At 38.4% G+C, this 23,381-nt stretch carries 26 protein-coding genes; 19 read left to right on the top strand and 7 right to left on the bottom strand.

What is annotated here, in order from left to right; all coding sequences use genetic code 11:
• Positions 1-36: 36 nt before the first annotated feature.
• The 7 genes from J416_RS11340 (at position 37) to J416_RS15960 (ending at position 6,434) form a co-directional block, all read left to right on the top strand.
• Positions 37-405, top strand: a complete 369-nt coding sequence (locus tag J416_RS11340) for a PilZ domain-containing protein (RefSeq protein WP_003471974.1) — start codon at positions 37-39, stop codon at positions 403-405.
• A gap of 246 nt (positions 406-651) precedes the next feature.
• Positions 652-1,551, top strand: coding sequence for a sulfate adenylyltransferase subunit CysD (cysD, locus tag J416_RS11335; RefSeq protein WP_003471972.1), 900 nt, complete (start codon positions 652-654; stop codon positions 1,549-1,551).
• Position 1,552: 1 nt separating this feature from the next.
• Positions 1,553-1,879 (top strand): GTP-binding protein, encoded by a 327-nt coding sequence (locus J416_RS16470; protein ID WP_003471969.1) that lies wholly within the window; start codon positions 1,553-1,555, stop codon positions 1,877-1,879.
• Complete coding sequence (gene cysC, locus J416_RS16465; protein WP_003471966.1) at positions 1,849-3,378, top strand: adenylyl-sulfate kinase; 1,530 nt, start codon at positions 1,849-1,851, stop codon at positions 3,376-3,378. Before J416_RS16470 ends, cysC begins: the two co-directional genes overlap by 31 nt.
• A 232-nt stretch (positions 3,379-3,610) precedes the next feature.
• Positions 3,611-5,389 (top strand): SLC13 family permease, encoded by a 1,779-nt coding sequence (locus tag J416_RS11325; RefSeq protein ID WP_003471964.1) that lies wholly within the window; start codon positions 3,611-3,613, stop codon positions 5,387-5,389.
• 24 nt (positions 5,390-5,413) lie between these two features.
• Complete coding sequence (cysQ, locus tag J416_RS11320; protein ID WP_003471962.1) at positions 5,414-6,202, top strand: 3'(2'),5'-bisphosphate nucleotidase CysQ; 789 nt, start codon at positions 5,414-5,416, stop codon at positions 6,200-6,202.
• 70 nt (positions 6,203-6,272) lie between these two features.
• A complete protein-coding gene (locus tag J416_RS15960; protein WP_003471960.1) occupies positions 6,273-6,434 on the top strand; it encodes a hypothetical protein in 162 nt (53 codons plus the stop codon).
• Between the two features lie 80 nt (positions 6,435-6,514).
• Here the strand turns inward: J416_RS15960 and J416_RS11315 are convergent, their stop codons facing one another.
• On the bottom strand, positions 6,515-6,826 hold the full coding sequence (locus J416_RS11315; protein ID WP_003471957.1) for a hypothetical protein: 312 nt from the start codon (positions 6,824-6,826) through the stop codon (positions 6,515-6,517).
• A gap of 350 nt (positions 6,827-7,176) precedes the next feature.
• Between J416_RS11315 and J416_RS11310 the strand changes: the two genes are divergently transcribed.
• Positions 7,177-8,172: an NAD(P)H-quinone oxidoreductase gene (locus tag J416_RS11310; RefSeq protein WP_040513490.1), complete on the top strand. Its 996-nt coding sequence runs from the start codon at positions 7,177-7,179 to the stop codon at positions 8,170-8,172.
• Positions 8,156-9,028 carry a D-amino-acid transaminase gene (dat, locus tag J416_RS11305; RefSeq protein WP_040513470.1) on the top strand — a complete coding sequence of 291 codons (873 nt, stop codon included), beginning with the start codon at positions 8,156-8,158 and terminating at the stop codon, positions 9,026-9,028. Before J416_RS11310 ends, dat begins: the two co-directional genes overlap by 17 nt.
• A gap of 14 nt (positions 9,029-9,042) precedes the next feature.
• On the opposite strand, the gene J416_RS11300 is transcribed toward dat, so the two are convergent.
• Positions 9,043-9,468: a DUF2512 family protein gene (locus J416_RS11300; RefSeq protein ID WP_003471950.1), complete on the bottom strand. Its 426-nt coding sequence runs from the start codon at positions 9,466-9,468 to the stop codon at positions 9,043-9,045.
• A gap of 17 nt (positions 9,469-9,485) precedes the next feature.
• Positions 9,486-9,614 (bottom strand): hypothetical protein, encoded by a 129-nt coding sequence (locus tag J416_RS16460; RefSeq protein WP_276116602.1) that lies wholly within the window; start codon positions 9,612-9,614, stop codon positions 9,486-9,488.
• Positions 9,615-9,727: 113 nt separating this feature from the next.
• On the opposite strand from J416_RS16460, the gene J416_RS11295 reads away from it, so the two are divergent.
• From J416_RS11295 to J416_RS11265, 8 genes are all read left to right on the top strand, one after another.
• Entirely contained in the window at positions 9,728-11,089 is a 1,362-nt protein-coding gene (locus J416_RS11295) for an ABC transporter substrate-binding protein (RefSeq protein WP_003471948.1), read from the top strand.
• Between the two features lie 325 nt (positions 11,090-11,414).
• Positions 11,415-12,491, top strand: a complete 1,077-nt coding sequence (locus tag J416_RS11290; protein ID WP_003471945.1) for an iron-siderophore ABC transporter substrate-binding protein — start codon at positions 11,415-11,417, stop codon at positions 12,489-12,491.
• On the top strand, positions 12,484-13,524 hold the full coding sequence (locus J416_RS11285; protein ID WP_003471943.1) for a FecCD family ABC transporter permease: 1,041 nt from the start codon (positions 12,484-12,486) through the stop codon (positions 13,522-13,524). Before J416_RS11290 ends, J416_RS11285 begins: the two co-directional genes overlap by 8 nt.
• Positions 13,521-14,555, top strand: coding sequence for a FecCD family ABC transporter permease (locus J416_RS11280; RefSeq protein ID WP_003471942.1), 1,035 nt, complete (start codon positions 13,521-13,523; stop codon positions 14,553-14,555). Before J416_RS11285 ends, J416_RS11280 begins: the two co-directional genes overlap by 4 nt.
• A complete protein-coding gene (locus tag J416_RS11275; RefSeq protein WP_003471940.1) occupies positions 14,552-15,394 on the top strand; it encodes an ABC transporter ATP-binding protein in 843 nt (280 codons plus the stop codon). Before J416_RS11280 ends, J416_RS11275 begins: the two co-directional genes overlap by 4 nt.
• Before the next feature lie 108 nt (positions 15,395-15,502).
• Positions 15,503-15,652: a hypothetical protein gene (locus tag J416_RS15810; RefSeq protein ID WP_156809582.1), complete on the top strand. Its 150-nt coding sequence runs from the start codon at positions 15,503-15,505 to the stop codon at positions 15,650-15,652.
• Between the two features lie 286 nt (positions 15,653-15,938).
• Complete coding sequence (locus J416_RS11270) at positions 15,939-16,310, top strand: hypothetical protein (protein ID WP_003471938.1); 372 nt, start codon at positions 15,939-15,941, stop codon at positions 16,308-16,310.
• A 375-nt stretch (positions 16,311-16,685) separates the two neighbouring features.
• Positions 16,686-17,420, top strand: coding sequence for an NAD-dependent protein deacylase (locus J416_RS11265; RefSeq protein ID WP_003471935.1), 735 nt, complete (start codon positions 16,686-16,688; stop codon positions 17,418-17,420).
• A gap of 27 nt (positions 17,421-17,447) precedes the next feature.
• On the opposite strand, the gene trhA is transcribed toward J416_RS11265, so the two are convergent.
• The 4 genes from trhA to J416_RS16735 all read right to left on the bottom strand — a co-directional run bounded on the left by trhA (position 17,448) and on the right by J416_RS16735 (position 20,860).
• Entirely contained in the window at positions 17,448-18,083 is a 636-nt protein-coding gene (gene trhA / locus J416_RS11260) for a PAQR family membrane homeostasis protein TrhA (RefSeq protein WP_003471918.1), read from the bottom strand.
• Between the two features lie 89 nt (positions 18,084-18,172).
• Positions 18,173-19,855 (bottom strand): MutS-related protein, encoded by a 1,683-nt coding sequence (locus J416_RS11255; RefSeq protein ID WP_003471915.1) that lies wholly within the window; start codon positions 19,853-19,855, stop codon positions 18,173-18,175.
• A gap of 163 nt (positions 19,856-20,018) precedes the next feature.
• On the bottom strand, positions 20,019-20,432 hold the full coding sequence (locus J416_RS11250) for a hypothetical protein (protein WP_003471908.1): 414 nt from the start codon (positions 20,430-20,432) through the stop codon (positions 20,019-20,021).
• 134 nt (positions 20,433-20,566) lie between these two features.
• A complete protein-coding gene (locus J416_RS16735) occupies positions 20,567-20,860 on the bottom strand; it encodes an ATP-binding cassette domain-containing protein (protein ID WP_420805443.1) in 294 nt (97 codons plus the stop codon).
• Between the two features lie 670 nt (positions 20,861-21,530).
• On the opposite strand from J416_RS16735, the gene J416_RS11245 reads away from it, so the two are divergent.
• Together J416_RS11245 and J416_RS11240 are read left to right on the top strand one after the other, a co-directional pair.
• Positions 21,531-22,496 (top strand): alpha/beta fold hydrolase, encoded by a 966-nt coding sequence (locus J416_RS11245; protein ID WP_003471905.1) that lies wholly within the window; start codon positions 21,531-21,533, stop codon positions 22,494-22,496.
• A 262-nt stretch (positions 22,497-22,758) separates the two neighbouring features.
• The gene (locus J416_RS11240) at positions 22,759-23,274 is read left to right on the top strand and encodes a VanZ family protein (protein WP_003471903.1); all 516 of its coding nucleotides are present in this window, start codon (positions 22,759-22,761) and stop codon (positions 23,272-23,274) included.
• Positions 23,275-23,381 lie beyond the last annotated feature (107 nt).

Below are 23,381 nucleotides of genomic sequence, written 5' to 3'. Positions count from 1 at the left end.
TGAAGGAAGTACCAAAGAAAAGGAGTAGGAAAAGCTATGTATAAAAGAGATGAAGCTTTTCGTTTTGCATTCGACGAACCGATATCGACATCTTTTGCGATAAAACAAGTAGGAGAACAAATGGTCAGTATACCTGAAGGGGAAGGAGAAATCGTCAACTTGAGTCCTAACGGTTTACAATTTCGCACGTCGCTTGAAATTACGCTCATCAGTGATCAGCCAGTGTTCTCTACATTTCGTTTTTTGTTAAATGATCAAGAACATTATTTGCAAGGTGAAATCGTTTGGAAAAAACATTTTGCTGATCAATATTACTATGGCGTTTCGTTCGATCATGATGAACACGAACAAAAGCAAATTATTGAGGCGATTAAACAGTTGCGAGAAAAAGGAAATACGATGTAACTTCAGTCAAGCGAAGTGAATGCTTGGCTTTTTTTAGCTAAATGGTTGTTCTTGAAAAGAAAAGATTGTATAATATTTATTAAAATAACTAAATTCCGATCAAACTAATTGGAATTATAGGAAAAATAGCATATAATGGTTAAAAAGAGGGTGGAATGTAGTAGAAAATGGTGGTATAATGACGATTGGATTTATTTGATCTACTAATGTGCTAGTTTCATAGTTTTATTTTAAGGGGGATACATAATGAAAACTTTATCGCACCTCGATCAATTAGAGGCTGAGGCGATTTATATCATTCGCGAAGTAGCCGCAGAATGTGAAAACCCAGTGATGTTATATTCGATCGGAAAAGATAGCTCGGTCATGTTGCATCTTGCACTCAAAGCATTTTATCCGGAAAAGCCACCGTTCCCGTTCATGCACGTGGACACGACGTGGAAGTTCCGCGAAATGATTGAATTCCGTGATCGTAAAGCAAAAGAACTTGGTATTGAAATGCTTGTACAGACAAACGAAGAAGCCGCCAAACAAGGGATTAATCCGTTTGATCATGGTGCCAACTATACGGATATTATGAAAACACAGGCATTAAAGCAAGGTTTGGACAAGCATGGCTTTGACGCGGCCTTTGGTGGTGGTCGTCGTGATGAAGAAAAATCACGTGCCAAAGAAAGAGTCTTTTCTTTCCGTAATCAAAATCATGCCTGGGATCCAAAAAACCAAAAGCCAGAAATGTGGAAGCTTTATAATACGCGCATTAATAAAGGCGAAAGTATGCGTGTTTTCCCACTTTCCAATTGGACGGAAAAAGATATTTGGCAGTATATTAAAAAAGAGGACATTGAAATTGTTCCATTGTATTATGCAAAAGAGCGTCCCGTGATTTACCGTGATGACAACATCATTATGGTAGATGATGACCGAATGAAGCTAGAACCGGGTGAGGAAGTGCAACATAAGAAAGTCCGCTTCCGAACACTGGGTTGTTACCCTCTTACTGGTGGTATTGAGTCAGATGCGGATACGTTAGATGAAATCATTGAAGAAACATTAGGTGCTGTATCATCTGAACGAACCAGCCGTGTGATCGACCAAGAAGCTGCTGGTAGTATGGAACGTCGTAAGAGAGAGGGGTATTTCTAAAATGAAGGGTTTATTAAAGTTTATTACATGCGGAAGTGTCGATGATGGGAAATCAACGTTAATTGGTCACATGTTGTATGATGCGAAACTTTTATTCGCTGACCAAGAAAAAGCATTAGAGCTTGATAGTAAAGTTGGAAGCCGTGGCGGCGAAATCGATTATTCGCTATTACTTGATGGTTTAATGGCTGAACGTGAACAAGGGATTACGATTGATGTGGCTTATCGTTATTTTAATACTGACCATCGTTCGTTTATCGTGCTGACACGCCAGGCCATGAGGAATATACGCGTAACATGGCCGTCGGTGCATCTTTTGCCGACTTAGCTGTCATCTTAGTTGATGCGACCCAAGGTGTTGTGACTCAAACGAAACGTCATGCGCGTATTTGTGCATTAATGGGGATCAAACATCTCGTGCTCGCAGTAAACAAAATGGACTTAGTAGACTATGACCAACAGAAATATGAAGACATTAAACAAGAATTCTTACAACTGACGGATAGTTTTAATCTTGACAGTGTACAGGTGATTCCGGTATCAGCAACAGAAGGAGATAATATTACGAAAAACTCCGACAATACACCGTGGTATCAAGAATCTGCGTTGTTACCATATTTAGAGAACATTGTTGTAACCGATGATGTTGATATGGAGCATTTCGTAATGCCTGTTCAACGTGTCAGTCGTCCGAATCATACGTTCCGCGGATTCCAAGGTCAAGTGGAAGCTGGCGCGTTAAAAGTAGGCGACGAAGTCATAACATTGCCTAGTAAAGAAAAGGCTACCGTCAAAAGCTTGCTCGTTACGGATCAAGAAGAAGATGAAGTTTTTGTCGGTCAACCGGTCACCGTACAATTGGATCGAGAAGTCGACGTTTCTCGTGGTTGTGTATTAACAACATCTGAAAGCATTAGTGTCACGGACATGTTTAATGCGACATTGTTATGGATGGACGATACAGAACTAGTTGAAGGTCGTAACTATCTTGTGAAACTGGGAACCCAAATGCTTCCAGGAACAGTTATGAACATTAAACATAAAATTGATATTAACACGGGACAAGAAGTCCCTGCAGATAAAGTCTATAAAAATGAACTAGTGAAGTGTGATATTTCACTAGCGGAAGATATGGTATTCGATAAGTTTGATCATAACGAAGGACTTGGCGGATTCATCTTAATTGACCGTGTCACCAATATGACCTCTGGTAGTGGTGTCGTTGAGCATGAACTTCGTCGTTCGACAAATGTGGTATGGCAAGACACCGATATTTCCCGGGAAATTCGTGCCCAACAAAAAGGACAAAAACCTGTCACACTATGGTTTACAGGTTTATCTGGCTCTGGGAAATCGACATTGGCGAATGAAGTAGAAAAACGTCTCGTGTCTACAGGGCATCATACGATGTTACTTGATGGAGATAACGTTCGCCATGGATTGAATAAAAATCTTGGTTTTAAAGAACAAGATCGTATCGAAAACATTCGTCGTATTGCTGAAGTGGCGAAACTGATGAATGATGCCGGTTTACTTACGATGACATCCTTTATTTCACCGTATGAAAATGATCGTCAGCAAGCACGTGAGATTATCGGTGACGATTTTGTTGAAATTTACGTAAGCACACCGCTAGAAGAATGTGAAAAACGTGATGTGAAAGGACTTTATGAAAAAGCGCGTAACGGTGAAATTCCTAACTTTACGGGTGTTTCTAGCCCTTATGAAGCACCAGAAAATCCTGATATCGAGATCGATACGAGTCAATACTCGCTAGAAGAAGCAACAGATTATGTTGTGAAACAAGTCATGAAATATCTTGATTAATCGATACATGAGAAAAAAGCTACTATCTGTCAGCTTAGGTAGTAGCTTTTTTTGCAAATATATATTTGAGTGAGATTTTTCTGGCGTGACGAATGGAATTCTAGCGTGGGCGAGGTTTTTCTAGCGTGACGAATGGAATTCTGGCGTGAGTGAGATTTTTCTAGCGTGATAGATGGGGAGGAAGTATTTTGAGGTTATCGAAGTTTCATACATATTGGAGGTATTTTTCCCCATGACATTTCATATGATTTTTGTTCTTATTGTCATTATTGCCATGTTTGTTGCACTTGTGCTTGAAATAGCGCGACCTGATTTAATTGTATTTTCGGCATTGGTCGTATTTTTACTGACGGGTATTTTAACACCAGAAGAGGCGTTGAGTGGATTTTCTAATCAAGGGATGTTAACGATCGCTCTATTATTTATCGTTGCTGGTGCGGTGCAAAAACATGGATTAATCGAAGAAATGATGACAAAGTGGCTTGATAAAAGCAAGAGTGTTAAAAGTTCTATGATACGCTTTTTTATGCCGACATCCATTTCCTCTGCTTTTTTGAATAATACCCCCATTGTCGTGACTTTCACCCCAATGATTAAAAAATGGTGTGAGGATCGAGGCATTGCTCCGTCGAAATTTCTTCTTCCGTTATCTTATGTCACGATTTTGGGTGGAACGATTACGTTAATGGGGACGTCTACGAACTTAGTGATCCATGGTATGTTGCTGGATCGTGAGTTAGAAGGATTTCATTTATTTCAATTAGCGGTTGTCGGTTTCCCTATCACAATCATTGGTTTTATTTACCTATTTACCGTCGGTTTGAAAATGTTACCGAACCATTTAGGTTTTACCGAGAAGGTTCAAGCGGATTCACGGGAATATATTGCCGAGATGACGGTTCAATCCGATTTTCCTTACGTTGATCAATCGGTACAAAAAGCAGGTTTACGTGAGTTAACAGGACTATACTTAGTGGAAATTATTCGTCAAGAGGAACGAGTGTCGCCGGTACGCTCAACTACTGTCATCCAAGAAGGCGATCGATTAATTTTCACAGGACTCATTTCTACTATTGCCGATTTACAAAACATGAAAGGATTAACGCTAGAAACAGGTTCACACTTGGCATTAGAAGATTTAAAAAATGGTGATACGCAATTAGTTGAGGCTGTTGTATCACATCAATCATCGTTACTATCGAAGTCGATCAAAGAATCACAATTTCGTTCTCGTTTTGATGCGGGCGTCTTGGCGGTTCATCGCGACAATGAGCGAATTCAGAGTAAGGTCGGTGACATTGTGTTACGACCTGGAGATATTTTGCTGTTGCTTACGGGGACTGATTTCATTCGCAAGTATCAACAATCGAGTGACTTTTACGTCGTTTCGTCCTTAGATGCACCTTCAAATCTCAAGGATAACCGACGAAAAGGCTGGTTTGCGCTAGGTACATTGATTTCATTGATTACACTCGTTACGGCTGGTGTATTTAGCATGTTTAAAGCGATGTTACTCGCTGTCTTTATTTTCTTACTGACAAAGGTCATACGCGTAGATGAAGCAAAAAATTATTTGCAATTTCATGTATTGTTGTTAATTGCTAGTGCGATTGGTGTGGGGGCGGCGATGACGAAAACAGGGCTCGCTCGCTGGATAGCCGAACAATTATTGGCCGTCGTCGAACCCCTCGGCATGCTCGCGATTTTAGTGATTGTTTATCTATTAACAAATATATTTACTGAATTAATTACCAATAGTGCAGCGGCTGTACTGATGCTTCCCATTGGTCTAGAAATTGCAACAGGTCTTGACGTTCACTATATGGGGATTGCTGTCATTATTGCGATTGCAGCTTCAGCGAGTTTCATTACACCGATTGGTTATCAGACGAATTTAATTGTTTATGGTCCAGGCGGATATAAGTTTCGTGACTATATTAAGGTAGGTACGCCGCTAAGCATCTTAGTTATGTTCGTCACGGTCACAGTCGTTCATATGGTATGGTTTTAATTTTTTATAAAAAGGTGGTTGGTTATGGAAGCAATGTATCAGTTGTATCGTATTTGTTTGGAAGCAGGGGAGGAGATTTTAAAGGTTTATCATGAAGAAATTGACGTCGAATATAAATCGGATGATTCACCGTTAACGATCGCAGACCAACGTGCTCATGACACGATTGTTCGTGGCCTACAAAGATTCGATTCCTCGATTCCTGTTTTAAGTGAAGAGGGTAAGGAAAAAGATTATGACACACGCAAACAATGGGAGCAATTTTGGCTGGTTGATCCATTAGATGGGACGAAAGAGTTTATTAAAAAGAATGGCGAGTTTACCGTGAATATCGCCTTAATTGAGGGCCATTATCCAGTTAGTGGTGTCATTTATGCACCAGCACTGGACACTTTTTATTTCGGCAGTAAAGATCAAGGGGCATATAAACTCGAAAAAGCTTCTGAACGATCGATTCAAGATGTTGACGACTTGATTGCGCAAAGTACACAGCTTCCATTTGTCGACAATCCGGACGTCACACATGTCGTTGCTAGTCGGTCACATATGTCAGAGGAAACGGAAGATTTTATTCAATCGTTAGAAGGTCCCGTCGATGTTGTCTCTTCAGGTAGTTCGTTAAAATTCTGTCTCGTTGCAGAAGGGAAGGCGGATTATTACCCGCGTTATGCACCAACGATGGAATGGGATACGGGAGCTGGACAAGCGATAGTAGAAGCAGCTGGCGGACAAGTGACACGTTATGAAGATGATGAGCGCTTCGATTATAATCGAGAGGATTTATTAAACGGCTGGTTTTTAGCGAAAAGATAAACTGGCATTTCTCGCGGCTGAACGAGCATGTTATCATAGAAGTAGTCATCGTGCATAAGGAGGAGCTGTCATGCTAGACTTTATCAAGCGATTGTTTACGACGCAAAAATGTGCCGTATGTAACAATAAGCCCGTTGATCCAACTTATTATTATAACGATAATGGAGAAAAAGTACCTGTTTGCTTTACATGCGTCACTTATGCAGAAAGACGTGCCTTTCGAAAAGTATAAAGCATAAAAAAGCTGGATGCTGTTAAAACAGATCCAGCTTTTTTTATTACACAGATATAAAATGAATGATTCAATAGAAGTTATTCAGTTACTATTGTTTCTTGGTTATCTGGTTGTGAAGCATTTATCATTAAGAAAATAGCTGATAAAATGTGTAGTATCATTCCAACAAATGGGATCATACCAACGCATGAGGTGACAATCCCTAAAATACTGCCGGTTGTTGTACCGCCATCCTTTTTAGTTAGTACCAAAGTAACGATATGTAAAATCAACATAACTGCTAATGGAGTCCATAGAAGCCCAATAATTATTGATCCCCCTAATACTGGGATGCCTAATAATGCTTCTAGCCCGCCTGTTACCCATTTTAAAATTCGTGATGGTGACATTTATTTAACCCCCTTTTAAAATATACTTAACATGCAAGTTGCATTATATCATTTTTCTTATATACTGTCAGCAAAATTTTATAATTTATAGGTCATTTTATCCAGTAATAAAATACCATTAATAATGAAAGGACTTTTATTGGGGGAATGTGTGATAGTGTTGTAATTAGTGCCAATCCACAAGCAGATTTCAGAATGAATAAAATCATCGTAGCTACGCTCTCAAAGTTGTTCTTTTTTCTCATTTTCATAATTATGATATTCTTTCAGTAATATATAGAACTAGGATTAAAGTAGATGTATGATCTATAAATAATAAGGAGATGAAAATTGATATTATGTACACAAAAATGAAAGGTGTCATTGCGAAAAATCCTGGAAGTGCTGAACAGTTAACGTATACAGAGATGCCGAAACCGCAACTAACGGCTGACGATTTACTGATTGAAGTGCATGCTGCGGCGGTGAATCGAACGGATATTTTGAATCGAGAAGGAAAAATGGGATATGTGGAAAATCCAATTATTGGCGTTGAAGTCGCTGGCGTTGTAGTGGATGCCAATCAACATGCGGATTTTCAAATCGGAGACAGAGTGATGGGATTAGTCAATGGAGGCGCTTATGCCGAGTATGTAGCGTTGCCCGAAGATCGAGCGATGCGCATTCCACAGCAGGTCACTTTTGAGCAAGCTACAGCGATTCCTGAAGTTTTTTTAACAGCGTATCAAACCATGTATTGGATCGGGCATTTAGCTGAACATGAAACGATTCTTATTCATGCTGGTGCAAGTGGTGTTGGCACAGCAGCGATTCAGTTAGCAAAGCAATTCAGTCAGGCAACAGTAATCGCAACTGCGGGATCGGAACGGAAGTTAGATTTTTGTCGCGAATTGGGAGCTGATGTCACGATCAATTATAAAGAGCAAGCATTTGACGAAGAAGTATTACAAGCGACTGACGACCAAGGTGCAGACGTTATTTTGGACTTTGTCGGTGCTAGTTATTGGGAAAAGAACCTAGCAAGCATCACTACAGATGGACGTTGGGTTGTGATTGGTGTACTTGGCGGTAGTACTGTAAAACATGTGAATTTGATGCAGCTGATGATGAAACGTGTGCAAGTAACGGGGACATTGCTTACGCCTCGAAGTGATGCCTATAAAGCAGCCTTGTCCAAAGAATTTATGGAACAGGTAGGTCCTTTCATTGAAGCAGCACAAATTCATCCAATTATAGATACCGTTTTTCCGATTGAAGAGGTGCAACAAGCGCATGAACATATGGAAGCGAATCAAAACATCGGCAAAATTGTTTTGCGTGTGAAAGGGGATGGAACGGATGAATAAGTATGTACTGTGGAATGGTAAGATACTTGATCAAGATGACAAAGAAGTGAGTGTTTCTTACGAGGACCGAGGCTATCAATTTGGCGATGGTGTGTATGAAGTCATTCGTATTTATCAAGGTGCGATTCATTTATTGGATTGGCATTTGGACCGATTGTTTTATTCGATGAAAGAAATTGATATCGTACCTCCATTTACGAGAGAACAACTGATTGAACAATTGAGGGATGTCATTAAAGCGAATCAGTTTCAAGCGGATGGTAAACTGTATATTCAAGTGACGAGAGGTGAGCAGCCGCGAGATCACTTGTATGAGCCGAATTTACAAGCGGTCTATTATGCGATCGTGACCCCATTTGAAAAGCCAGTTGACATGTGGGAAAACGGCGTGACAGTCATGCTCCAAGAAGATATTCGTTGGTTGCGTTGTGATATTAAATCGTTAAACTTATTGCCGAACGTGATGGCGCGAACGACTGCTCAGAAAAATGGGTATGATGAACCATTGTTTTATCGGGATGGCATCGTGCGTGAATGTGGCGCCTCGAACTTTTTTCTCGTGAAGGATCAAGCGCTCGTGACTCACCCAACGGATCATCATATTTTAGGTGGTATTACGAGAAAACAAGTCATTCGATTAGCGAAAGAATTAGGGATTCCGGTTTACGAACGAGAAATCGACCTTAATGAATTAGAGAAAGCGCATGAATGCTTTTTAACAGCGACACCATTAGAAATTGTTCCTATCACCCAAATTGACGAGAAGAAGATGAATGGTGGGGCGTTCGGGCCGATAACAAAGAAATTATTTCGATATTATCAAGAAAAAATTCCTGAAGATTTATTTTCGGTATAACGCTTCGAGTCATATTATTTTTTATTCTCTTGATTAGGTTTAATTTCTTCTGATAATTCGGTTGTGAGTTCTGCTCCCGGCCGAATTTTATCATTTGGGTTATCATACATAATCAAAATCCGATGAATCAATGGCTCCGTTAATGCGATGAAAAAAGCAGTAAAGGCAGAGAGTCGAACGATCGGAATATCACCGCCAAAAAAGGAGATGCCGAGTATCCATAATAAAAACATGGATAATCCGAAATCCAATATGCTCGCGATGCTGTTGCTCGTGAATCGTAAAATGATGAGATCGCCAATTAGGTATGAGGCGACGGTTGTGATTCCGATAATGATGATTAAGTCACCAAGGCTTGCACCATAAATGGTTCCAAAAATTTGACTAATCGCAATGGTCGCGATTAATAATTTGAGACTAAATGCCTTTACATGCTTCATGGTTTGTCCCTCCGCAATTATTGTTTTCTTCGATTGGTTTGCATTTTTGCTCGGTCAGCTGCTTTTGTTTCATCTGTCGGTTGAAAGTTTTGTTCCGTATTATCTCGAACATTTCGGTTTTTTAATTTAAACGTGCGTTTTGACATTGCCTTTCCTCCTTTTCTAAGAATAGTGTGAAACAATGTGAGAGCGATTATTCTGGTAATTCTGGCCATGTTTTGTACATGGAGGGATGGTATATAGTGAGGGGAGGTTCGTTATGCTAGTGAAAATGAATAAGATTTTATTTATGATATTGTGCATTATTCTTTTGACATCGTGTAGTGGGGAGAATCAAGATAAGGAAAATGTGACCACGATTCATATGTCGATATTTGAGTTTGATCCAAATGGCACGTTGGAAGAAGCCCGTCAACGCTTTAATCAGCAACATGATACGATTCAAGTCGAATTTATCAAAATGTCGAATGACGCCACTCATATGCACGATCAAACCGCTTCACAATTACAATCAGGTGAATCTGATTTAGATATTGTCAATCTAGATGTGATTTGGACGGCCGAATTTGCTGAAGCCGGTTGGATTGAGCCATTAGCCATGCGTTTTAACGATGACATGCAAGCGAAATTTGTCGGTAGGCAAGTCGATGCGGTGACTTATGATGGCGAAGTTTGGGCAGTTCCTTGGTTGAATGATTTACATACGATGTGGTATAGACGTGATTTACTCGATAAATATGGGCTGGAAGTACCAACTACGTATGAAGAAGCGGTGCATGTAGCGAGATTCATCCAAGAAAATGAAGAGATGAAAGGCTTTAGCATGAACTGGGGACAATCGGAACAACTAATGGTTAGCTTCACCGAATTTTTACATGCGAATGGTGGCGCATTTTTTGATGACGATGGTCATGTGACGATTGATCGACCTCAGGCGATTGAAGCCTTACAGTTCATGATCGATATGAAAAATGAATACAATGTTGTGACGCGAGCTTCGCTTGAGAATCAGATACCAGAAGATGCGCGCCAACCTTTTGCTAAAAATGAGACTTTGTTCCATCCGAATTGGAGCTATACCTATATGGCCAATCAATCAAATGACTCATTGGTGCAAGATCAGACGTGGGTAGCTAGCAATCCTGCGATGAAACATGGTAAGAAAACGAATACTGTCGGTGGTTGGAACTTTGCCATTGTATCGGATTCAGAACATAAGGATGCTGCTTGGCAAGTGATTAAATGGTTTACTTCATTTGAGACGCAAAAACAGATGATTTTAAATAATGGGCCAGTGGGGACACGCCTTGTTTTATATAAGGATCAAAAAATTGTAGAACAAAATCCGCAGTTAGAAGAATATCTTAAAGCCTTTGAACACGCAGCGGTTCGTCCTGTTCATCCAAAATATTCCTTGTTATCTGATCAAACGCAATACTATATTCATCAAGCATTAACAGGTCAATTGACGGCGGAAAAAGCGTTACATCAATTAGCGGAACAATTAAAACATCTAAACACCACCACTGATCGTTCTTCAAATGAATTAGTATGCGTCAAACACGGCATGAGCGACCGCCTATTTGCATCGAAAATGGATATATGCGTCAAACAGGAGTAGTGGAAATTGCTGTTTGCATTAAAAATGGCTAAATGCGTCAAACACGGCATAAGCGAGAATCTGTTTGCATCAAAACTTCAGTTATCCTGCAAATCATTGGCTTCGATCAAGCTGTTTGCAGGATAAGTTAACTCTATATGCTCATTCACCTTTTTCCCCTTGAAAATTCCATCCTACCATCTCCATTTTTCCCATCATTCACATAGAATTTCAAACCGATCACAACGGAATAAACAAGTTTTGGTTGACAGATAGAAGAAAAAGTATATAATGATATTGAGAATCATTTTCATTTGAAAACTTAATGGAAGGAATGATAAATCTAATGAAGAAAACATTACTATTGATGTTATTCATGTTGTTTAGCGTAGTTCTATTATTCGGTTGTGCTTCGCAATCATCAGATACACAAGCGGAATCGTCTTCAGATGAGGAGGGTTCGCAAAATTCAGAGGAGGAATCATCTGCTTCTGATGAAGAGAATGCTGAATTCCCTATCACTATTGAGCACGCTTTCGGGGAAACTGTGATCGAAAGTAAACCTGAGCGTGTGGCTACGATACAATGGGGAAATCATGATGTAGCGCTCGCACTAGGTGTTACGCCAGTTGGATTTTCAGCTGCCAATTACGGTGTGCAAGATGAAAGCGGGATTTTGCCTTGGACAGCTGAAAAACTTGAGGAACTAGGTGTAGAAGAACCGAATGTATACCAAGATACAGACGGACTTGATTTTGAAGCGATATCTGCATCAAATCCAGATGTGATTCTTGCTGCCTATTCGGGCATTACACAAGAAGATTATGAGTTGCTCAGTGAAATCGCACCAGTCGTCGCTTTCAAAGAAGGTGCGTGGCTAACGACATGGCGTGAACAAGTGAGGTTAAATGCAAAAGGTATGGGCATGCAAGAAGAAGGAGAGCAACTGATTGAAGATACTGAGAATCTAATTGAGGAAAAACTGAGCGAATATCCTGAAATCGAAGGAAAAACAGTGGCTTGGGTGAATTTTTCAGCCAATGATCTGTCTGAATTGCATATTTACACACCTGCTGATCCTCGCGGTGCATACTTAGAAGAATTGGGCATGGCGTATCCTGAAAGTATTATGAATGAAATCGATGATCCCAATAAATTTGCTTTACAATTAAGTGCTGAAAATGCAGATATTTTGAATGACGTGGACATCATCGTTGGATATGGTGATGAGAGTTTATATGAAGAGGTAAAAGCAGACCCTGTCCTTGGTGAAATTTCAGCAATCGAAAGGGGTTCTGTGGCATTTGTTGGCGATGCTACACCGTTGGCGGCATCTGTCAACCCTACGCCGCTTTCCATTCCTTATACAATTGATGAACTATTAGAAATCATCGGAGGAGCAGCAGAAAAGGTCAATGAGTAGTTTGTCAGATCGTCAGGAACACCAAAAGCTTTCAACCATTCCGAAGAACTTTAAGGTCGTTTTATTTATTGGTCTTGTTTTGCTTGGCATCAGCGTGGTGGCATCACTCGCCTTTGGTTCGCGTTGGGTGAGCGTCCATGAACTGATGGAAGGTTTATTTTATCAGAACACAGACTCCTACGGGGGAAATGTCGTTCGCAAAAGAGTGCCACGAACGGTGTTTAGTTTGTTTTGCGGTGCGGCGCTTGGTGTTTCTGGCGCACTTATGCAAGCCGTCACCCGCAATCCGATAGCCGATCCGAGTATATTAGGTGTAAACATGGGCGCTTCATTATTTGTCGTATGTGGCATCACGTTTTTACAAATAACGACGGCTAATCAATATATCTGGCTAGCATTAGTCGGTGCGATGATTACAGCGGTTTTCGTATTTTCGATTGGTTCGATGGGGCGTGGTGGTGCGACCCCGCTAAAACTTGTATTAGCTGGGGCGGCGACCAGTGCTGCCCTTTCATCCTTAGTTACCGCCATTATGCTTCCGCGTTCTTATGTGATGGATCAATTTCGTTTTTGGCAAGTGGGGAGTGTTGGGTCAGCAAACTGGGATGGGATTATGCTCTTTATTCCGTTTCTGATCGTCGGGATTCTCATTGGTTTTCTTACGGCTCCTGCCTTAAATGCTTTGGCGCTTGGTGATGAGGTGGCTTCTGTTATGGGGATTCGAACAGGGATATTACGTCTGATGGCCGCTGTTGCAGCTGTACTTTTGTGTGGTGCCACGACTGCTTTAGCAGGTCCGATTGGTTTTGTCGGACTATTATCGGCTCACGTTATTCGACTGATCCTTGGTCCCAATCTCCGTTATATTATTCCGTTATCTGCGCTATCAGGAGCGATTATTTTGACGATTTCAGATTGTATCGGGAGGCTTTTGGGCGGTACAGGAGAACTTGAAGTTGGTGTCGTGACCGCATTCACCGGTGCACCCATACTTATTTTATTAGCGATGAAATTGAGAGTGCGATCATTATGATGAATCAATCAGTTACTTATATTGTAAAAGGAAGACGGCAAAGACGCTATCGATGGATTCTTGTGACTGGATTGCTTTTGGCGCTGGCGTGTCTCTTAAGCTGTGGCATGCTTTTGTTAGGAAGTACGATGTATCCAGCGCAAGATGTATTTCATGTACTTATGGGAGAGGACATCAGCGGTGTATCGTTTGCCGTTGAAACGATACGTCTACCGAGAATGCTGGCAGGGCTTTTTGCAGGGTTTGCTTTTGGCATTAGTGGACATACGTTTCAGACGATGTTACGAAATCCCCTTGCAAGTCCAGATGTGATTGGTATTACCGCTGGTTCGAGTGCAGCAGCAGTCTTTTGTATTCTGATTCTTCATGCAAGTGGAACCGTCGTGTCGATCGCATCGGTCATTAGTGGATTAATTACCGTTTTACTGATATATATTTTTTCCAAGGGGAAGACATTTTCGATCGGTCGATTAATTTTAGTCGGTATTGGCATGCAGGCGATGCTTAACGCCTTGGTGTCTTATCTATTATTAGTCGGTGCACAACAAGATATTCCTTCTGCACTCCGGTGGTTGAATGGCAGTTTAAATGGTTCGCAAATGGATGAGCTGCCACCGCTTATGATCACGGTGCTTTTCGTTGCCCCGATCGTTATCGCATTAGGAAAACATGTCAGTATCTTAGAGCTTGGGGAAGAAGCGGCTACAACGCTCGGTTTACATACAGATCGAACGAGAATGATGCTGATTGTAGGTGCAGTCAGTTTGCTGGCGCTTGCGACGGCGACAACGGGCCCGATTGCTTTTGTCGCATTTCTTTCCGGACCGATCGCCAAAAGGTTAGTCGGTGTGGGCTTATCGAATGCGATTCCAGCTGGCCTTGTTGGTGTGAATTTAGTGCTAGGAGCAGATCTGATCGGTCAATTTGCTTTTGAAGTTCGATATCCAGTCGGTGTGATTACGGGGATTCTTGGCGCACCGTATTTGATCTTTTTGCTCACTCGAATGAATCGAAAGGGGAATGTATCATGAAATCGGCACATGTGTTTGAAGCAGAAGAGACCGTTGCAGGCTATGATAACGAAACAATTATTCATGGCGTCAATTTATCGATTCCAAGTAATAAAATCAGTGTGATGATAGGCGCCAATGCATGTGGCAAATCAACGCTTTTGAAAACAATGGCAAGACTCATCAAACCGTCGTCCGGGCAAATCACACTCGATGGACAATCGATTGATAAGATTCCAGCCAAACAACTGGCTCGTGTGCTAGGGATGTTGCCTCAATCTCCTATCGTCCCAGAAGGAATCACTGTATCGGATTTGGTGGGAAGAGGAAGATTTCCTCACCAATCGTTTTTCGGTGGCTGGTCGAAAAAGGATTATGAAGCGGTGGCAGAAGCAATGGATATTATGAATGTTACTGCGCTTAGTGATAATCACATTGATGAACTTTCTGGTGGGCAAAGACAGCGTGTTTGGATTGCGATGGCATTGGCACAACAGACTGATATTTTATTTTTAGATGAGCCAACCACTTTTTTAGATATCACATACCAGGTCGAGATTCTTGATTTGTTGACCGATTTAAATCAGAAATACGGTACGACAATCGTTATGGTTCTACACGATATTAATTTGTCAGCACGTTATGCCGATCATATCTTTGCACTTAAACAAGGCCAGCTTTTGGCAGAGGGAGAACCGTCAAAAGTGATGACAAGCGCACTGATCAAAGAAATTTTCGGGCTTGACTGTACCGTAATTAAAGATCCGATTTCAGGCTCGCCTTCTATTGTGCCTATCGGTCGACATCATGTATATGACGACATCTTTTCTTTGAATAAAGGGAAGTCTGTCACCTCTTAATTGTGAAAGAGCTACTGTTAGTGAATAGTAGCTCTTTTTCGTTTTATTGGGTAGGATATGCGTCGAACAGAGGAAGTGTAGGCAGTTGTTAGCCTCGAAAAAGCAGATATGCGTCAAACGGAGGAAGTGGAAGTAGCTATTAGCCTCGAAAAAGTGGATATGGGTCGAACAGAGGAAGTGGAAGTAGCTATTAGCCTCGAAAAAGCAGATATGCGTCAAACAGAGAAAAGAGAAGCAGCTGTTTGCATAGAAAAATAAAGGGTTGCGCATTTTCTTAGAAATCCTCGCATTCATTTCCTTTTATATAGAATTGTCTCAATAAAATCCAAAATGTTACATATCAGTCATGCCTTTCAGAAGGGCTGATATTTTTTATAATGGTCAGTTCGTTACCTAAGAACTAATCGTTATGTCGAAATTTATCAAATATATGATTTAATTCGACGTAAGTTGTGTGAAAATTATCTATTTTGTAGTATAATAGTTTTATATAATGTCGAATTAATTAGTATTTATTACCTATTATTCATCAGGAGGGATCTCAATGCGTTTTAAGGAGTTATTGAAAAATATTAATCAAGCGACAGATGATTTGGATTTTGTGACCGCGAGAAAATACATTGAAGAAAATATGGAATTGCTTAAAGAAAAAAAGCATTTGCTCAATCAAAATGCGCGTGAATTATTAGAATTTATGGTGAAACGATTAGAAGCCGGTCATCAACCATTGGACAAACAAGAATTAGCGAGTGTACAAGCGGTAAATATGTATGCAGAACAATTCGATGTACGTGGCGTGAAAATGATTGTAAAACAAAAACCAAATTTATTTATGAAACCAGAAGCTGCTCAAAATCTTACCAATGACGCAAAAGTCGTACTAGTGGGAATGGGTGTATTGAAAAAAGAAGCATAGATTAATGATATATTACTGGGAAATCTCATGATCATTGTAGGAGAGTTCCCAGTAATTTTTCGATTAGCCGGAAATCTAAGTAGATCAAGCAAGAGATTTCCCAGTAATTTTTCGATTACCCGGAAATCTATGTAGATCAAGCATGAGATTTCCTAGTAATATGCGATTTACCGGGAAATCTAAGTAGATCGAGCATGAGAGTTCCCAGTAATTTTTCGATTACCCGGAAATCTAAGTAGATCGAGCATGAGATTTCCCAGTAATATGCGATTTACCCGGAAATCTATGTAGATCAAGCATGAGATTTTCCAGTAATATTCATAAGCATCATCGGTATGGTAATATGTAGTTAAAAGGATAATAGGTGGTGATCAAGTGGGTGATCAAAAAACGGTGTGGAAACAAATGATTGAACAAGCACAAACGATAACTGTATTGACGGGTGCAGGCGTATCTACTGCTAGTGGAATTCCTGACTTTCGCTCATCGCAAGGAGTTTGGACGTATGATCATAGCAGGGAGTATTATATGTCTCGCCACTATTTTCATCAAGATCCGGAAGATTTTTGGAAGAAATACAAAGATATTTTTCAAATTAAATTATTACAGCAGTATGAACCGAATGACGTTCATCAATTTATAAAAAGTTTAGAAGATGACGGAAAAGAGGTTACTGTTGTCACGCAAAATGTAGACGGATTGCATCAACAAGCTGGAAGCCAGCATGTCATTGAATATCATGGGAATTTAGCGACGTCAAGTTGCCCTTCTTGTGGCACGCAGTATGACTTGGAATATGTCATGAATCATGATGTACCGTATTGTTCGGAGTCAGGGTGTGGGGACATTTTAAAACCGGATATTGTTTTATTTGGTGATCCGATTACAAAACATACGGAAGCAGAACAAGCGGTGGCCGAAAGTGATTTGTTGATTGTGATGGGTACGTCATTACAAGTCATGCCGTTCAGCTTGCTCGTTGAAAATAGATCGGTGCCAAAAGTGATGATAAATAAAGAGCCAACGGAAAAAGATGATGTATTTGATGATGTGATTCATGATGATTTAGTTCGAGTGGTGCGAGATGTAATGAATGGTTCATCTGGATAAACAAGAAGGAGCGGGACTTCTTCTTGTTTATACATAAAGTAAAATACAGAAAAAATGTGAAATACTACCGGCTAAAACAAACACGTGCCATAGCGCGTGATGATAGTTGAATCCCCGCCATACATAAAAGACCGCACCGACTGTATATAAAATGCCACCAACGACGAGTAAGATGACACCATTTGTGTGTAAGTTGTTGACGAGCGGCCCCCAGCTAAACACGATGAGCCAACCCATCAGGACATAGAGAAGTGTGGAGACAAATAGAAATCTTTTGACGAAAAAGGCTTTGAATATCGTTCCGCCAATTGCTAGTGCCCAAACAATCCCGAATAATGTCCAGCCTTCCCAACCACGAATAATCACGAATAAAAAGGGTGTATATGAACCCGCGATAAAAAAATAAATCGATGAATGATCGAGTATTTCAAAGACGTCTTTCGCTTTTCCTTTTGGTAGACTATGCAGTAATGTTGATGAGGTATAAAGTAACACCATGGTTGTGCCAAATAACGTAAAACTAACAATATGCCAGACGGAACCTTGTAGCGAAGCAGCAACAATTAAGATCACAAGAGCTGCTATACTTAATGCCATTCCGATGCCATGTGTAACTGAATTGGCAATTTCTTCTTTTTTAGAAAATTCATGAGTCGTTCCCATGTCGGTAAAAAAACTTCCTTTCCGATAATTATCATCTCTCTCACTATTATGTACCCAGTCTACATCGAATGCAAGTTTTTATTTATCGTTTAGAAAATGTCTAATTGTTTAAAAGTAGGCCAATCCCTATTTTGTACAAATGATTCTGCTAAATCTGCTGAAGTTCTAACAATATCATCAGGAAAATTTACGTTTCTAAGTAATTTTATCGCATTCTTTGTATAAGATGGGCCACTCTTTATTTTATAATCAAACCAAATAGAATTACTATTAACACTTTCAGAAAAATGGTAACTATCAAAGAAATTGTCTATAATTTCAGTAAGTTCTATATCATGTGATGCAACAATACTTAAATTATTTTTTTTGTAAAATATCCATTTTAAAATTGATGAAGAAGCAGATATACGCTCAATTGTATTAGTACCTCTTAATATTTCATCAATAAAAGTTAAACATGCCTCTCCTTCATTTATAGCATCTATTATTCTTTTCAGAGACTTTATTTCTGCAATAAAGTAACTATCGCCCGATATAATATCATCGTTAATTGCCATCGACGTAAGAACATTAGAAGGCTTGAGAGTTAACTTCGTCGCTAATGCTGTATTCATAGTCTGTGCTAATATGCTATTAATAGCAACAGATTTTATGAATGTTGATTTACCAGATGCATTTGAACCTGTAATAAGTACATTATTACGTATGGTTATATTATTTGGCACGGGTTTCTCAACTAATGGGTGATAAAGGTCTTCTGCAATAAATACCATATCCTCTACAAATTCTGGAATACAATAATTATTATATTTATGTCTGAAATAGGCAATGGCTAGAAATGAGTCTATATCACTAACTACATGCCATAAACAACTGTATTCTTTACGGTTATTTTCAATTTTTTTTAATATTCGATTATAGGCTATAAAATCTATTAAAAAGAAAATTCTAATATAATCCATGATTAATTCAGAATTATTACCACTATTTGAAGAAATAAAACTTCCTAGTAAAGATATATTACCAAGTTTTCTTAAGTTCCTTTTTATAATTTTTCTTTTCGTAACGAACGAAGGGTGTTCTATTTTCATTAGTTTTTTAGAACAATTTATTAAGGTAGTAACGTATGATAATGCATCAAAATTATACTCATATTCTCTCTTATGTATATGATATATAAATCCGTTTAACATCATGCAAAGTACAAAAATAATAATAGCTAATTTAGAAGAAATTAAAAAAAGAAAAGAGGAAAGTATCGGCAATAAACTTAAGAATACATAAAGATAGGTGTGTTTCATATATTTATCGTTAACACTATAAAAAAATCTAAAAGTCTCAGAATAATTTTTTTTACCCATTTGACCTAGACATAATTGAATATTTTCTCTTAAAGTATTGTCATTCTTTAGCAATTGTATAAACTCTTCTTCATTTTTCACATTGTTATTCTGAAATTGAATGTTTCTTAATAAACTATATAATTTCTCAGCTCCAGGACTTGTATGCGTAAAGTTTATTTCGGTGAATAGTTGGTCCATTGATAAATCATTCCAAGTTATGTCATCAATAACAAAAGTGTTTTTTTTACTTTGTTGATTCCAATAACTTTTAACAGAATTTAGGGGCTCGAATTTCCTACTAAAACTTTTTTTAGTCCATTCTTTTTTTATTTGTAACAGTATTTTATTCTTTTGTTTTTTTATACTTCTGTATATCAAATAAAGACTCAGAACTAAAATAATCAACATAAAAACTAATTGTAAGTTCATTTAAACATCCCCTGTTTTTCAGCAAATGGTTAATATCAAAGAGAATACGATTGCAATACTTCTATTATACCGAACAGTTTAGCTGCTGATGAACTACTATATTTTTGGAAGCTGCAAACGATTATATTTTTGTCATTTCGCGTTATCCTTGAATGATCATTAATTATTTTCTTTTATATTTAAGCAGTAAAACAAACCCACTAAGACACAGCTGAATAACACCAAGAATTATAAATGGACTGGTTACTATATACCATTCACCTACAGCAATATACTGATAAGCCAAACCAAAAAGGAAAACTGCGCCCATAAGACTAGATGCATACCAAGAACTATTGTGTTTCCCTCTAAAGCTTAATATCGCAGCACTAATATTACCAAATCCAAAAATGGCAATTGCCCAAACCCCTGGTATAATCCATCCATCAAAAGGAAGATTAGCCGACCAACTATCGGGGAACGGCCCGGAAAAAATCGTTCCATTTTTCAATGTGACCATCTGGACTCCGAGCACAATTGCCCCTGTTGCCAAAAATAAGTCATAAATTCCTAACATGCTTGCAACAAATTTATACATTGTCTCTCTCCCCCAAAATCCACCAAACTAGTCAGTGGAATCACAAGAATTAGAGTAGTGTGAAATTCAAATAAGGACACTACAACAATTAATCTTGTAAGATTAGTTTTTGATTTTTCAATTCATATTTCTTATTAAAAGGTGTTTGATAAGTTTTGTGTGTTATGGGTGACTAAGACAATTGTCTTAGTCCTTTCTCGAGCAAATTCTACAATAAAATTTATTATATCTTTTGCTAGACTTGGATTCAACGAGGATACCATCTCGTCCATTAGTATAATATGCGGATCATTAATTATAGACCTTGCGATTGCTACCCGCTGTCTTTGGCCACCTGATAAAATGCTAACTTTCTTATCTAATATATTTGTAATGCTTAATTCATCTGAAATTTCTTTTATACGTTTTTTTTCGTTCACTTCGTTTATATTTACTCGAGTAATACAAGGGTACTACTATATTATCAAACGCTGATGCATTTTCAATTAAAATATAGTCTTGAAAAACAATAACAGTATTTAAAATGTCTTTAATCTTGTAGTCTATACTATCATCTTTTAGGTAATTTTTCCAATTTATTCAAAACCTGAATTCGTTACATAACACATTAAAATGCATTTAGTTTTTCTAATGAAAAATGCAATCTTTTAAGGTCAGGTGTAATTAAAGATATTGTGTACACCGAACCAGTATCATATGAATTGGCAACTAGAGGGGCTTCTTCATCAAAAGGGAAAGAGTTAGTGTCCCAAACGGCAAATGAAAATATTTTACTTGAAGTTCGTCCAGATTAGGTAATCATCTAGCCTCCCTTTATAGCCAGGGAGCTAGATGATTTGCTTTTTTGAACTATGTTTCGGAGTGCTGTTTTAATCTTAGTAAGAGAGACAATTCCTTTGAAGACAAAGCATAAAAAATTCTAACAAAGATCCTTGATTGATATGGATTGTTTTTTGTCCGCATTGTAAAATAATCACATACTACCTATTGGATATTTATGTTAACATATAAATAAGTTTTGCGGAAATGTATGTAAACGAACGGGGAAGGTTTCCGAATTAGCATGCCACCTCAGTTCTGAGAAAAAGGGGGATTCATGTGAGTGTAGAAGAAAGAAACGTTCACTTCTTGAAAGAGTTTATAGAGATTGATGGTCATAAAAATGGAATTTTTATTGAAACAGTCGATTTTGCAAATCCTATTCTCTTATTTTTGCATGGAGGACCTGGATTCCCACAATATCCTATTATTAAACAATCGGAACTCAAATGGGAGGAACATTTTACAGTTTGTTATTGGGAGCAAAGAGGTACAGGGATGTCTTACAACTCTATAACGCAAGGAGAGATTACCTTAGAAAGACTGATTTCCGATGTATTTATGATAACTGAATATTTAAAGAAAAAGTTTCATAAAGAAAAAATTTACTTATGCGGACACTCCTGGGGAACTCTCTTGGGGAGCATCATCGCACATCGACAGCCACAAAATTATCACGCTTACATTGGTATAGGACAAATGGGAAGGCATACGGAATCAAATAGAGACACCTATGAGTTCTTGTTGGAAACAGCGATAAAAAGAGGGGATAAAAAAGCTGAAAAAGATATACGTTCTGTGACATTTGATAAGGAATTTTACAAAAATAAAGGGTATCGAAGAATATTAGGTCGATATTTAAATAAATTCGGCGGAGGTACGAAGAAAGCAGGATATTCAAACTGGCAAGGTGTCAAAGATTTATTCACTTGTCATCGCTATACCTGGAAAGAACGACTGAATATACCAAAGGGGATTTTCACAAGTTACGATGCTCTTTCTGAAACAATGGCCAAGTCAGATTCTGTTTTATTAGCACCAAGATTTGAAGTGCCAGTTTTTATCATACATGGAATGAATGACTATTCAACGAGTTACAAAGAAGCAAAACGTTTTTATGAAAAAATAGAAGCCCCTTCTAAAAAAATATTTACTTTTGATAATTGTGCACATTCTCCTTTTTTAGAAGATCAAGATACATTCATGAAGATTTTAAAAACTGAGGTTTTATGTTCGAACAGTTGAAAAAAGATAAACAAGTTATTATTTTAACATCACCAATGAGGGTCAAAGGTTACTAGAAAAAATGAATGATTGTGGTCTCTCTAGCATAAATACTATTTGAAGCGACGTTATGTACTTTTGGAAAATACGTTCACATAAGGTAATTGTTCTCAACTCTTTTGGATATTTATGTTAAAATGTAAATGGTTGTACAAGGAAAAGAAGGTAAGCATCACGATACGTGAGTGCACTTGTCCATAGAAAGAAATGAGGAGAATTTACATTGGACTATCTTATTGATTTTATTTTATTAGCATTGATTTATGTCTTTTTCTTTTATAGAAAATGGAAAAAAGAGCCGAAAAGGGAATTGTTAATGAATACCATTATGTATATTTATATTGTAATGGTTTTATTTGTTACGCTAATGCCATTTACTATACCGCTTGGAGCAACAAATCATCTGTTTATGGAAACGGCTAACTTCATTCCTTTTAGAGATTTATTGTTGCATTATGATGGCGCACTTAAAGGGATATTTTTAAATATCATAATGATGGTGCCTTTTGGTTTTTTATATCCAATCATAAAAAAGGGAAAGAAAAGTATTTTTCGTACAGTTGCTCTCGCCTTTCTTTTTAGTTTAGCCATTGAGTGCTCTCAATTATTAACTGTGTGGTGGGGTGGACTGAATCAGCGAACTTTTGATGTGACTGACTTGATTACAAACACATTTGGGGGGATGATTGGTTATCTTATTTTTGTAGCTGTAAGACCAGAAAGGCATTATGATTTTTGACAATTGTTTCTATCTTACTTAATCTCACACCTATATTCTTAGAACGAAAAGGGAAAAAATCATTCCTCATAAATTAATTCTTCTTGTGCACTATGGATTTATTTTTT

The sequence above is a fragment of the Gracilibacillus halophilus YIM-C55.5 genome (assembly GCF_000359605.1).
GTDB lineage: Bacteria > Bacillota > Bacilli > Bacillales > Amphibacillaceae > Gracilibacillus > Gracilibacillus halophilus.
Note: the sequence above shows the minus strand (reverse complement) of the source record. Positions and strands in the feature narration are given on the sequence as shown.